The 13,849-nt window shown below is 45.4% G+C and carries 12 protein-coding genes; 7 read left to right on the forward strand and 5 right to left on the reverse strand.

All coding sequences use genetic code 11. The features are described 5' to 3' along the window. Positions 1–75: 75 nt before the first annotated feature. Positions 76–3,408, forward strand: coding sequence for a zinc-dependent metalloprotease (locus FTD44_RS04860; protein WP_222165426.1), 3,333 nt, complete (start codon positions 76–78; stop codon positions 3,406–3,408). A gap of 78 nt (positions 3,409–3,486) precedes the next feature. Here the strand turns inward: FTD44_RS04860 and clpB are convergent, their stop codons facing one another. From clpB to FTD44_RS04885, 5 genes are all read right to left on the reverse strand, one after another. After that, a complete protein-coding gene (gene clpB / locus FTD44_RS04865) occupies positions 3,487–6,102 on the reverse strand; it encodes an ATP-dependent chaperone ClpB (protein ID WP_222165427.1) in 2,616 nt (871 codons plus the stop codon). A gap of 178 nt (positions 6,103–6,280) precedes the next feature. Beyond that, the gene (aroA, locus tag FTD44_RS04870) at positions 6,281–7,570 is read right to left on the reverse strand and encodes a 3-phosphoshikimate 1-carboxyvinyltransferase (protein ID WP_222165428.1); all 1,290 of its coding nucleotides are present in this window, start codon (positions 7,568–7,570) and stop codon (positions 6,281–6,283) included. A gap of 29 nt (positions 7,571–7,599) precedes the next feature. Continuing rightward, complete coding sequence (gene aroB / locus FTD44_RS04875; protein ID WP_222165429.1) at positions 7,600–8,610, reverse strand: 3-dehydroquinate synthase; 1,011 nt, start codon at positions 8,608–8,610, stop codon at positions 7,600–7,602. Positions 8,611–8,612: 2 nt separating this feature from the next. Continuing rightward, the gene (locus FTD44_RS04880) at positions 8,613–9,692 is read right to left on the reverse strand and encodes a chorismate mutase (protein WP_222165430.1); all 1,080 of its coding nucleotides are present in this window, start codon (positions 9,690–9,692) and stop codon (positions 8,613–8,615) included. Between the two features lie 20 nt (positions 9,693–9,712). Continuing rightward, positions 9,713–10,081 carry a hypothetical protein gene (locus tag FTD44_RS04885; RefSeq protein WP_222165431.1) on the reverse strand — a complete coding sequence of 123 codons (369 nt, stop codon included), beginning with the start codon at positions 10,079–10,081 and terminating at the stop codon, positions 9,713–9,715. A gap of 163 nt (positions 10,082–10,244) precedes the next feature. Between FTD44_RS04885 and FTD44_RS04890 the strand changes: the two genes are divergently transcribed. The 6 genes from FTD44_RS04890 (at position 10,245) to dcd (ending at position 13,831) form a co-directional block, all read left to right on the forward strand. Next, positions 10,245–10,643, forward strand: coding sequence for a single-stranded DNA-binding protein (locus tag FTD44_RS04890; RefSeq protein ID WP_222165432.1), 399 nt, complete (start codon positions 10,245–10,247; stop codon positions 10,641–10,643). A gap of 94 nt (positions 10,644–10,737) precedes the next feature. Then, positions 10,738–11,199 (forward strand): thioredoxin-dependent thiol peroxidase, encoded by a 462-nt coding sequence (bcp, locus tag FTD44_RS04895; protein ID WP_246625348.1) that lies wholly within the window; start codon positions 10,738–10,740, stop codon positions 11,197–11,199. 72 nt (positions 11,200–11,271) lie between these two features. Beyond that, positions 11,272–12,033: a DUF4197 domain-containing protein gene (locus FTD44_RS04900; RefSeq protein WP_246625349.1), complete on the forward strand. Its 762-nt coding sequence runs from the start codon at positions 11,272–11,274 to the stop codon at positions 12,031–12,033. 146 nt (positions 12,034–12,179) lie between these two features. Beyond that, positions 12,180–12,740, forward strand: a complete 561-nt coding sequence (pth, locus tag FTD44_RS04905; protein WP_222165434.1) for an aminoacyl-tRNA hydrolase — start codon at positions 12,180–12,182, stop codon at positions 12,738–12,740. A 27-nt stretch (positions 12,741–12,767) separates the two neighbouring features. After that, positions 12,768–13,292 carry a hypothetical protein gene (locus tag FTD44_RS04910; RefSeq protein ID WP_222165435.1) on the forward strand — a complete coding sequence of 175 codons (525 nt, stop codon included), beginning with the start codon at positions 12,768–12,770 and terminating at the stop codon, positions 13,290–13,292. Between the two features lie 2 nt (positions 13,293–13,294). Continuing rightward, the gene (gene dcd, locus FTD44_RS04915) at positions 13,295–13,831 is read left to right on the forward strand and encodes a dCTP deaminase (protein ID WP_129019963.1); all 537 of its coding nucleotides are present in this window, start codon (positions 13,295–13,297) and stop codon (positions 13,829–13,831) included. Positions 13,832–13,849: the final 18 nt, after the last annotated feature.

The raw sequence follows: 13,849 nt of genomic DNA on the forward strand, positions 1-13,849 counted from the left end.
GATAAAATAACATTAAAACTTATTGCATATTACTTTAAACATGAGTACATTAGTAGCAATAAATAACCTCTAATTATGCACCACTATTACTCATCCGTTTGTGCCGGGCTTTTATGTCTCGGCCTTCTTTCTGCTCCTGCATATGCGAGAATACAGAAATTTCACGCTGATCCGATATCTGACCAGATCAGCGCTCCTATAACCAAGGAATTGAGTTCCTACCGCATCTTTAGTCAGGATCGATCGGCGATTCTATCTTTTATACATAATATCCGCGGTCGGTACAATGACCCTTCTTTCAGTACAACAATCACTATCCCCATGCTGGATGGCAAGGAGGAAGATTTTGTCATCAGCAGCAGTAATATACTCCCGGAATCTTTCCTGGTAGCCAATCCTGACATCCTTGCATTTAAAGGTATCTCTGCTGATGGCCAAAAATCACTGCGCCTTACCCTTAGCCCATTGGGTATGATGGGGACGATCCGTATAGCGAGGATGGAAGGCGCCATCTACCTCGCACCGGTCGACCTGCAACAGCCCGACAACCTGATTATTTATTCCGCAAAGGATATGCAGCAACACGTAGCGGCAGCCAAATGCGGCACAGATGGCAGTCTGTATAGTTCAGAACCGGACCTGCATTTAATGACGGCATACCTGGGCTCTTCACAGATGCGCAATTATCGTCTTGCAGTCGCGGCATCGGGAGAATATACAACCTGGGCCACAGGTCAGGCAGCAGCACTGGCCCTGATTACGACTTCTGTAAATAATATCAGCGCAATTTATGAGAGAGACGCCAGTATACATTTCACCCTGGTGACCAACAACTCTGTTATCTACCCTGATGCGACTATAGATCCTTATACTACTGTTAGCTTTCCTTCCGGCACAACCCTGACGGAAAACAATACAGCACTGAATACCAATATAACCAGTGCAAACTATGATGTCGGCATTTTATTTGGTTACGGATGGTCCGGCGGACTGGCGCAGTTAAGTTCCACCTGTGGCTCCAGCAAAGGACGTGGTGCAGGAGGTCTGAACAGCGGCTTCAGTACCGGCTCTTCCGGTCCGGTGTTCGACAATATGATTGCACATGAGATCGGACACCAGTTTTCGGCCCAGCATACTATGGCCTCCAACAATGGTGGCTGTAGCGGTAATACCAATCCGGCAACAGGCTGGGAGCCCGGTGGTGGATCTACGATCATGGCTTATGCAGGTACCTGTACCGGCAATTCGTACCAGAACAACTCTGATGATTACTTTCACGGGGGCAGCCTGGGACAGATTGCTACCTTTATCACTTCTGGTGCTGGTGCAGGATGTGCGACCCTTAGCAGTAGCGGCAACACGACACCTATCAGTAACGTGACATCGGCCAGCTACTCCATTCCCAACGGCACGCCGTTTAAACTTACCCTGAATACGACTGATGCCAATGCTGCAGATGTATTGTCCTATACCTGGGAGCAGATAGATGCGATCGGAGGTGTTGGTACCTCCAGCGCTCCAAGTGCAACGGCGACTTCCGGCCCGCAGTTCAGATCGTTCCCTCCAGGTACCAGCGCGACAAGATACCTACCGAGCCTTTCGGTATTGTTAGGTAATGCGTCGGGCACATACGAGGTGCTGCCTACCGTAGCCAGAACAATGAACTTCCGTGGTACGGCAAGAGATAACCATTCCGGTGGTGGTGCTGCCGCTTATGCAGATGTGGCGGTTACTACACTGGCTTGTGGTCCGTTTTCCTTTACCAACCTGAACACCACAACTTCACTGGTGGCTAATGGTTCGAATACCGTTACCCTTAACTGGAATACGGCTACGGCCTGTGCCGCAATGCCTAATATCAAAATCTCTTTTTCTACAGACGGGGGACAGACTTTCCCATACACGATCCTGGCCAGCACACCTAATGACGGTACCGAAACCATTACGGTACCCAACCTGCCTACCTGTTCCGGCCGCTTTATGATTGAATCAATCGGGAACATTTATTTCAATATCAATGCAGCAGACATCAGCATCAGTTCTGGTTGTTTAGCCAACGGCACACAATTTACACCGGCTACTACGCTAAGTGCTCCTGTGGGTGATGCCTCATTAAATATGAGTCTGACACCTGCTTATGGTACAACGATTAGCTCCCCGATTACCGGAGCAATAACCAGTTCTTCTACAGCTGGTAATTTATCCTTCTACAATCCTAATACCCCTGCCTGTCAAGGGCCTAGTAACAGCAACCGTTATAATCTCATTGAGTTCTATCCATCGGTATCCGGAACATATACATTTAACCGAACCACCTCCGGAAATATTGTAGTAAACTTATATGAAGGTGCTTATAACAGTTCCAGCGTCTGTGACAACTTCCTGGCTTCATCGGCCAATATGAATGCTACAAACGATGGGGTAATCATTGGTACATCTACCAGTGCCAGCCTGTGTGCGAATCAAAAATATGTACTACAGGTATCGACGTTCAGCAATTCGGTTTCTTTACCAAACAACTTCAGCATTAATGTGGTTACGCCTGGTGGCGGTGGTCTCAGCACCGGTATCGCTAACCCTGCGGGTACCAATTATATGTATGTTATGGTCAACAATACTACCGGTAATATTGTACAGATCGCTACTACTGCAAATATGACCAATACGGGTAATTTCCCGATCGGTAACTATACTGTATATGGCTTATCCTCGACCAGCACTGCTGCAGCATTAAATACAACCTATGCTGGCACTTCATTTAACAGCTTTAATACTGCTTTACTGAATCAGACCGGTATTTGCGGGCAGGTATCTGCAAATGCGAGAACCATAACCGTAACAGCTCCATTGCCGGTAACATTATTGAGTTTCAAAGCCAGCAAAACAACAGCAGGTGATGCTTTACTGGACTGGAAAGTAAAAGAAGACGCCATGACTGCCGGTTATACTATTGAACGCAGCCTGGACGGACACTACTTTACACAGATCGGCTCTGTCAGCGCTAAAGGAGATCAGCAAATTACAGAACAGGTGTATCAATATACTGACAAGCAATTTGCTTCTTTGAACGGGAAAGTATACTACCGTTTACGTGTAGAACATAAAGATCAGAGTCTGCAATATTCTGACATCGCAATGCTGCTGAATGGTGAGGCGAGCAACAATATCAGCGTGTTCCCTAACCCGGTTAATCATGATCTGTTTGTGCATTTCAACAACGATCCAGCTGCTACTTACCGCATCAGTATTACAGATGTTTTAGGCAAAACGGTATGGCAGCAGGACTACCAGAAACTGAGTGGTGCAAGCCGCTTGAGCATACCAGTATCATCTTATGCATCCGGTATGTATTATATCAGTATTACGGACGGTACAGAGATCAGTACGCACAAGTTCATTAAAAAATAGACTACTTACTTTTCAACAATAAAAAAGGGATGCTTAGACAAGCATCCCTTTTTACGTTAACAACAAATAAATCGAATTTTACTGTTTTTCTTCATTGCGCAATACCACTGTTCCGTCAAAGACATCGATCAGTACCGGCTTGGACTTATCTATATCTCCGGCAATGATATGGCGGCTCAATAAGTTGATGATCTCTTTCTGGATCAGTCTTTTCAACGGACGGGCACCGAACTGCGGATCAAATCCCTGTTCTGCAAAATAATCTACAGCATAGTCCGTAAAGTTCAGCGTAATGCCCTGTTGGGCTACCCGTTCTTTAACTTCATCAAACTGTATTTTGATGATGCCGCGAATCTCATTTTTCAGCAGCGGATGGAACATGATTACCTCATCTATACGATTAATAAATTCCGGTCTCAGGGTTTGACGCAGCATCAGGATCACATCGTCTTTTGTACGTTCAAACACATCGTGGAATTTTGCATCGTTACTACCACTCAATCCTTCAAAATTTTCCTGTATAATATCAGAGCCCAGGTTACTGGTCATGATAATGATGGTATTTTTAAAATTCACCACGCGACCTTTATTATCGGTCAGGCGGCCATCATCCAGTACCTGCAGCATCACATTAAATACATCCGGGTGTGCTTTCTCTATCTCATCCAGCAGGATTACAGAATATGGTTTACGGCGTACGGCTTCGGTCAGCTGACCACCCTCATCATAACCCACATATCCCGGAGGCGCACCCACCAGACGGCTTACGCTATGCTTCTCCTGGTACTCGCTCATGTCGATACGGGTCATCATAGAATCATCATCGAACAGGGCTTCTGCAAGGGCTTTGGCCAGTTCTGTTTTACCCACACCGGTTGTACCCAGGAAGATGAAAGAACCGATTGGCTTGCGCTCATCCTGCAGGCCTGCGCGACTTCTGCGAATGGCATCTGCTACTGCAGTAATCGCCTCATCCTGGCCTATTACACGTTTATGCAATTGTTCTTCTAGGTGCAGTAATTTCTCCCGCTCGCTCTGCATCATTTTCTGTACCGGTATGCCGGTAGCCTTCGCTACATTCTCTGCTATATCTTCGGCATCTACTTCTTCTTTCAGTAAGCGACGATCCAGGGCCAGTTCATTCAGGGCGTTGGTATTGGATACCAGTTGCGCTTCTTCTTCTTTCAGTTTACCATAACGGATCTCGGCAACCTTACCGTAATCGCCGTCACGCTCTGCTTTTTCGGCTTCCTGTTTCAGGGTTTCAATACGGCTTTTTGACTGCTGTATTTTTTCAACCATTTCCTTTTCGGTAGTCCATTTAGCTTTAAGCGTATCACGCTCTACCAGCAGGTTCGCAATATTGGTATTCAGCGTCTGTAATTTGCTTTCGTCATTCTCCCGTTTGATCGCTTCGCGTTCAATCTCCAGCTGGCGGATTCTTCTTTCCAGTTCATCCAGCGGCTCGGGCATAGAATTCATTTCCAGCTTCAGTTTCGCTGCACTTTCATCGATCAGATCAATCGCTTTATCGGGCAGAAAACGATCGGTAATATATCTTTGAGACAGCTCTACCGCTGCAATAATGGCTTCATCTTTGATGCGCACATGATGGTGTGTTTCATAGCGATCTTTCAATCCGCGCAGGATAGAGATTGCATCATCAGTGCTCGGCTCGTCTACAAGAACTTTTTGGAAGCGGCGCTCCAGGGCTTTATCTTTTTCAAAATACTTCTGGTATTCATTTAAGGTAGTGGCCCCGATTGCTCTCAGTTCGCCACGGGCCAGGGCCGGCTTCAGGATATTTGCGGCATCCATAGCCCCTTCTCCCCCACCTGCACCAACAAGTGTATGTATCTCGTCAATGAACAGAATGATCTCTCCATCACTTTCAGAAACTTCTTTTACCACAGATTTCAAGCGCTCTTCAAATTCACCTTTATACTTTGCTCCTGCGATCAGTAGTCCCATATCCAGTGCATAGATGATTTTGCTGCGCAGGCTATCCGGCACATCACCGTTAATGATACGATGTGCCAAACCTTCTACAATAGCGGTTTTACCCACACCCGGTTCCCCGATCAGTATCGGGTTATTTTTGGATCGGCGGGAAAGGATATGCAGTGTTCTGCGGATCTCCTCATCACGGCCGATTACCGGATCGAGCTTACCGGCTTGTGCCAGTTCATTCAAATTTTTCGCGTACTTGGAAAGGGAATTGTAGCTATTATCTGAAGTTTGAGAATTGACTGTACTGCCCTTTCTCAGGTCTTTAACAGCTGCGACCAGTGCCTTTTCGGTTACCCCGGCATCTTTAAGCAGTTTTGCGGTATCGTCGCTGCCTTGTATAATAGACAGTAAAAGGTGCTCCGGACTTACAAATTCATCCCCGAATGTTTTGAGGATATTTGAGGTTCTCAGGATCGCATTGTTTACCTCCCTGCTTACCGACTGTGCGGCATCTCCGCCGGTCTGTTTGGCAATACGGGCAATACTTTCATCCAGTTTTGTATTGATCAGGTTAAGGTTACCATTACTTTTCTTTAAGAGAAATTCAATAGGCCCTTCTTTATCTTCCAGCATAGCTTTGAGTAAGTGCTGGGTTTCAATATATGGATTGTTATGGTTAAAGGCGACCTGCTGTGCCTGTTGCAGGGTCTCCTGTGCTTTGATTGTGAAATTATTTAAGTTCATAGCTCTGACGCTTTGTTTTCTTTTATAAAATTAATCCTACAAACTAAGCACCAGAAACAAATACATGATATTTCGTCATTATTTAACAGTAGCGCCCTGACGGGTCGTCGTGTCCTGTTTTTATGACCGGAAAATATTACCGATTTTTATATTTTATTGTGTAAAATTGGCATTAAAACTACCTTCCAGGCTCCTGCACGATCGCATTCAGGTGATCAAAAAATGCCGGGTATGATTTATTCACGGCATCTGCCTGTGTAATATGTACCGTACCATCAGCTCTTAAAGCCAGTATGGCTGCTGCCATAGCAATGCGGTGATCATTACAGGAATCTACAGTTGCTCCTTTTATATCAGCCTTTCCTTTGACGATCATATAATCATCCTGCAGGGTAATAGAAACACCCATTTTGCCCATCTGCTCCTGCAAGGTCAGGGCACGGTTACTCTCCTTATGTTGTAATCTGCTTACGCCTTCTATAACAGAAGTTCCTTCTGCACAGGCAGCCAGCACCACTAATGGAGGGAACAGGTCCGGGCAGTCTGTGGCATTGAACTGGAATGCTTTCAGGGCCTGATGTTGCACCACTACTTCTTCTGTAGTGATTGACATACGGCAACCACAATCATGCAGGGCTTCTATAATTTTTTTATCGGCCTGAGCGGAGAATACGTCCAGTCCGCTGACGCTTACCGATCCGGCGATAGCACCGGCAACAAGAAAGAAAGCTGCATTGCTCCAATCGCCCTCTACAGACACCTTTTTCAGTCCCTGAGCGGCAACAGCCTTTTTCGGATTAAAGATAAATCGTTCGTAATTATCGTTCTGCGGTACATTCATACCAAAAGTCTCCAGTACCTGTAAGGTAAGATCAATATAAGGTTTGCTATTCAGCTGCCCGACAGTAATGGTTACGGGTTCGATGATCTCCGCCTGCGCATAAGCCATCAGCACACCGCTAAGTACCTGAGAGGTAATGCTTCCGTCCAGGGTAATATCTTTAGGCTGTAATGGGCCTTTTATTGTAATCGGGAAGCCTTGTGCTGGATCGCTGGTATAGTGTACACCAAGCGCAGTACATGCCTCTTCTATAAGTTTCAGTGGCCGGTTCCGTAAAGAACCTTCTGCTTCAATAGCGACTTCTTTGTCGGCCAGTGCCGCAATCATACTGAACATACGCAATGCCAGACCGCTTTCTCCACAATGAATCATCGGCTCTATCGCATCATTCGGAAAACCCTCCGAATCTACTTCAACCTTTTGCTCATCCGGTATATATTGTGCTGCAGCTCCCAACTGCCTGATCAGGGAAAGTGCTGCTTTCTCATCTGCAGAACCGCCGAAGTGCTCCAGTACGGTCTTTCCCTTGCGTAATAATGCTGCGGCCAACAGGCGCTGACTTACACTTTTAGAAGATGGGATACGTATATTTCCTTTAACGGCCTGTGGTTGTATAGATATATTCATTAATGATCACTGTTTTGTAAATGTGCTGATTAGTGCATTGCTGCAGCTATGATATCAAATGAGATGGTGCTGATCTCTGCTGCTCCTATGGTTTGTAGTAAAATATAGTCAATCCCGGATCCGGCTGTTTTCTTATCGGCCTGCATCAGTGCAAGTGTGGCTTCTTTGTCAAAAGCCAGACGGTCCGGTAAGTGATATTGCACGATCAGTTTTTGTAACCGTTCTGCTTCTGTAAAGCCGGTTAATTGTGCAGATAATTGCGCGGCAAAACACATGCCTATGCTTACTGCTGCACCATGGGCCAGCTGATACGGATTTTCTATTGCATGGGCCAGTGTATGACCGAAGTTGAGCTTCTTGCGTTCTCCCCGTTCAAATTCATCCTGCTGTACCACTCTTGCTTTCAGTAAAGCATTGCGTTGTACCAGTTCGGCTAATAATGTATGTTGCTGCTGATAGTCTGCCAGTGCATGTGCTTCCAGCGCGGCAAATAAATCTGCATCATAGATCGCTGCGTGTTTAATGATTTCTGCGAAACCATTGATCCATTCTTCCTGAGGAAGCGTACGCAGCAATTGATAATCATACAACAGGAACTCCGGCTGCAGGGTAAGTCCAATCATGTTTTTGGCCATACCGATATCCAGCCCATTCTTCCCTCCGATGGCGGCATCTACCATAGCCAGTATCGTTGTCGGTACAAATCCGAAACGAATGCCCCGCTTATATATGCCTGCAAGGAATCCGGTAAAATCGGTGACTACTCCACCGCCAACACCAACCAGAAAACAGTTACGATCTGCATTGAATGCAAGCAATTCATTTACTGCACGCTCCAGTACCGTAAGGCTTTTGGCCGCTTCTCCTGCAGGAAGTATGATCACATCTTTGTTGGCAAAGAGGGCTGTATGTGCTGCATAAACATTGGTATCGGTTACATAGATTGTGCGTCCGGACAGCAGTTCCGGCAATGCCTCTATTGACGCATCGAAACAAAATTGTGTTGCAGCCTTTGTGAATTGTATCGAAATCGCCTGCATGATTAATCTTTTTTCTGATTCATGACCATATCCTGTTGCTTAATGCTCTCCAGGTGTATGGCATCGAAATACTGAATGATGAATTCTTCGCTTAATCCCAGGGCGGCACCTTTGGCACATAAACGGTCCAGTATTTCCTTCCAGCGGCTCACCTGGAGAATCGTGACATCATTCTCTTTTTTATATTTACCGATTTCCTGTACCAGCTGCATACGGCTGGCCAGGAGTTCGATGATTTCATTATCCAACTGGTTTATCTGCGTGCGGTATTTCTGCATCAAGGTGTGCAACTCTTCCGTGGGCATTTCTTCCTGCCTCCAGATAATCTGATCCAGTATATGCACCAGGTTATCCGGGGTTACTTGCTGACGGGCATCGCTCCAGGCAGCATCGGGGTTGATATGGGATTCGATCATCACCCCGTCATAGCGCAGGTCCATTGCTTTTTGAATGGTTTCCTGCAACAGGTGGCGATTACCGCAGATATGTGAGGGGTCAATAATAAAAGGGACATCACTGCATCTGCGTTTCATTTCCAGTGCCAGGTGCCACATGGGTGCATTGCGGTATACGGTATTGCCATAGTGTGAAAACCCACGATGTATCAGGCCAATCGCTTTATCTCCCGTTTTCTGCATGCGCTCATAGGCTCCAAGCCAGAGTTCCACATCCGCATTCACCGGGTTCTTGATGTATACTGGTACATCTACACCATACAATACATCTGCGACTTCCTGTACACTGAATGGATTTACAGTCGTACGGGCACCGATCCAGAGTACATCAATTCCGGCTTTGAGGGCTTCTTCTGTCTGGCGGGCATTGGCCACTTCCACGGCCAGCGGTAATCCGGTTAGTGCTTTGGCCTCTTGCAGCCAGCTCAGTCCAACCGATCCTACTCCTTCAAAACTACCCGGTCTTGTCCGGGGCTTCCAGATACCGGCGCGTAATATATCTACTCTGCCGGTCTGTTTTAATGCCTCTGCTGTATCCAGTACCTGCTCACGCGTTTCGGCACTGCAAGGGCCGGAAATGATCAGGGGTCGTTTCTCTAAAATCTGCTTTATTGTTTCTGCACTCATGTGATTTCTCTTAATATAGTTCAGGGCTTATCCCTTTTTACGATCAGCACCCAGTCTGACTCCAGGGACAGATATCCGTATTCGTAACAGAACTGGTATACATGACCTTTCTGTGTCAGGTGCTGATGGGTATGATAACGGGTTTGAAAACCCTGCTGTAGCAAGGTTTCCCGGCGTACTTTAACCGTCGGTTCTCCCATTTCCATAAACTGCTGCAAAATTCGCCTATTCTTGCGCAGTATATTGTTAATATTTCGGACAAAATTGTTCTGATCACTGTTTTGCCGGTTATTAAAATGATTACGGCAAGCATCATCACAGAATTTTTTATCTGTACGGCCTTTTAGTTGCCTGGAGCAGTCCAGGCAACGCTTTTCTTTGGTTTCCATAGGTTTCAATTCGGTTTTAGACGACAACAAACGGTTACAAACAATTATACCAGTACATAAGTACTTAAATACCGGGTCAGGCCGCTACCCGTCTGCATCTTTGCATCAGCAAGTAACACAAAATAGCAAACAAATTTCATTATTCATTTTAAATTTTATTCAGATGAGCAGCTTAAACAACAGCGTAAGATTAATCGGTTATGCAGGAGCAGACCCGGAGACTAAAACCCTGGACAATGGTATTACTGTAGCCCGTGTACGCCTGGCCACGAATGACCGGTACAAAAACAGGAAAGGAGAATGGCAGCATGAAACCACCTGGCACCAGATCGTACTCTGGGACAAACTGGCGGCCAAAGCAGAGCAGCAAATATTTAAAGGGACTATGATACTGATTGAGGGTAAGATTACCAGCCGCAGTTATGTGAATGCCGCAGGACAGGCACAATATATTACCGAAATAAGGGCCGGTAATTATATGCTTCTGGATAAAAAGAACGATCAGCAGTGGCCTGAGCAGGCTGAGGAAAGCTTTGTAGCAGAAGAGCATCTGCCTTTCTAAACTAAAACCTGCACCTTAACACCTTAATATGCGATTAAAGACAAACGGTTTGTCTTTAATCGCATATTTTTGCAAGACAAACATTGTCTTATTTATGCTACAAGCAGGAGATAAAGCTCCCGATTTCAAAGCAATTGACCAATATGGCCAGGAGCACCAGTTAAAGGATTATAAAGGAAAGAAACTGGCTATTTATTTTTATCCTAAGGATAATACACCAACCTGTACTACACAGGCCTGTAACCTGAGAGACAATTTCAATACCTTAAAAGATAAGGGGATTACCATTCTTGGCGTAAGCATTGACGCGACCAAAAGTCATCAGAAATTTTCGGATAAGTTCCAGTTAAACTTCCCTATCCTGGCTGATGAAGATCACCATATGGTAGATGCTTATCAGGTCTGGCAGCTGAAAAAGTTTATGGGCAGGGAATATATGGGTACTGTGCGTACAACCTTCTTAATTAATGAGAAAGGTATTATTGAACACATTATCGATAAGGTAAAAAGTAAGGATCATGCACAGCAGATCCTGGATACCTGGGCCCTGAATTAAACTTCTGCCGAATTTTATTATCTTAGTATTATTGTTTGGCATCGCTGCCTTAACATCCGAAAAATATAAATTATGATGAAAAATATCCTGAAAGGAGGACTTTTGATCGCTTCTTTATTTGCAACAGGCTTGCAGGCAAAGGCACAGAATGCCAATGAACTGCTCAACTCCCTGTTTGGCAATAAAAACCAGCAAAATACTTCCGGCACGAACAGCGCCGGCAACCTGAGCAATGCACAGGTTGTAAGCGGCCTCAAAGAAGCCCTGCGGATAGGAGCCAATAATGCTGCCGGTAAATTATCGGTTACAGACGGCTTCTTTAAAAATGCTGCTGTAAAAATTCTCATGCCGCCAGAGGTACAGCAGGTAGAGAAGACCCTGCGTTCTGTAGGTATGGGCGCATTAGTAGATAAAGCGATCCTGTCGATGAACCGCGCTGCGGAGGATGCATCCAAACAGGCTGCTCCTATTTTCGTCAATGCCATTACGACCATGTCTTTGCAGGATGGTGTCGGTATCCTGACTGGTGGCAACAATGCAGCTACCAATTACCTGAAACTGAGAACTTCTGATGCACTTACCCAAGCATTCAGACCAATTATTCAGAGTTCCCTGCAAAAAGTGGGTGCGACCAATCTCTGGAAAACGGTATTTACTACCTATAACCAGTTACCGCTGGTGAGCCGCAAGGTTAATCCAGACCTGAGTAGCTATGTGGTACAAAAAGCAATGGACGGTATGTTCTACAGCATTGCACAGGAAGAAGCTAAGATCCGTACAGACCCTGCTGCACAGGTAACCAGCCTGCTGAAACAGGTGTTCGGAAAGAAATAAGAAAACTCATTTTATAATCAAAAAAGCGACATGCAGGGCATGTCGCTTTTTTGATTATAATGGCATAAATGGAGCTAATATGCAGATAAACATTACGCATTTATGAAATTGTTTATTCAATGCCTATTTATATTAATTTTGCAGCCATGAAATACTTAATCGTTGGCCTGGGCAATATCGGTTATGAATATGATGCGACCAGGCACAATATCGGTTTTGATGTGGCGGATGCTTTCGTGATCAAACACGGGGGTAAATTTGAACAGGATCGGCTGGCCTTTGTGGCTAATGTGAAATGGAAAGGGAAGCAATTTGTCGTGATCAAACCGACAACATACATGAACCTGAGCGGAAAGGCCCTTAAGTACTGGATGGATAAGGAGAAGATTGTACTCGACAACGTACTTGTTATCGTTGATGACCTGGCGCTTCCTCTGGAGGCTTTGCGCCTGCGCCCCAGCGGCAGTGATGCCGGCCATAACGGGCTGCGCGATATACAGGCTACACTAGGTACAACCAATTACCCTCGTTTGCGTTTCGGTATCGGCAATAATTTCCCTAAAGGCAAGCAGGTCGATTTTGTACTGGGTAAATGGAAGCCCGATGAAATGCCTGTAATCCATGAAAAAGTGCTTACCTCAATCGATATTATTGAGAGCTTTGCCGCTATGGGTATGGCTCGTACCATGAATACTTATAATAAATAATCTCATTCAAAATAGTACCTTTGTAAGATGAATCAGAATACTATCGCATCAATTATTCCTCAGGATTTTGATGACAGTTCGCGTGTATGGATCTATCAGAGTACCCGACCATTTAATGAACAGCAGGAATTGGAGATCAATGAACAATTACTGCATTTTATCAGCCAGTGGAATGCTCATGGAGCACCGGTTAAAGGCTGGGGTAAATTATTGTTCGGTCGTTTTGTAGTACTGATGGCTGATGAAACGCAGGAGAAAGTAAGCGGCTGCAGTACTGATAGTTCTGTAAGAGTGATCAAGAGCATCGAGCGCCAGTACGAATGCAGCCTGTTTGATCGCCTTTCGATTACCTTCCTGGTAAAAGGCAAAGCCGAGGTGCTGCCGATGAACCAGGTACAATATGCACTGGATAAGGGTTATATACAACAGGATACTTTACTGTTCAACAACCTGGTATCCAGCAAGAAGGAGATGCTGGAGCAATGGCTGCAACCGCTGCAGGATAGCTGGCTGGCCCCACGTTTACAATTTTCTACTCCTACCAACTCATAAACATGATCTTATCAGATAAAAAAATCTTAGCTGAGATTGAAAAAGGAACGATTGTTATCGATCCTTATGACAGAAGCTACCTTGGCAGTAATTCTTATGATGTACATCTGGGTAAATATTTAGCCGTATACAAAGATGCGATCCTGGATGCGAAGGCTCATAATGAGATCACCCATTTCGAAATACCGGAAGATGGTTATGTATTGCAACCGGGTGTATTATACCTGGGTGTAACACAGGAGTATACCGAGACGCATGAGCATGTGCCTTTCCTGGAAGGAAAATCCTCTACAGGCCGCCTGGGTATTGACATTCATGCTACCGCGGGTAAAGGTGATGTTGGTTTTTGTAATACCTGGACCCTGGAAATTTCCTGTGTGCATCCCGTTCGGATCTATGCCGGCATGCCGATCGGTCAGCTGATCTACTTCCCGGTAGACGGCGAGGTGGAGCACCTGTACAATAAAAAACAAAATGCCAAGTATACCGAACGTACGATACGCCCGGTAGAAAGTATGATGTGGAAAAACAGCTTTTAATTTTTATATAGTTATATA

The sequence above is a fragment of the Edaphocola aurantiacus genome (genome assembly GCF_019797745.1).
Lineage (GTDB): Bacteria > Bacteroidota > Bacteroidia > Chitinophagales > Chitinophagaceae > Edaphocola > Edaphocola aurantiacus.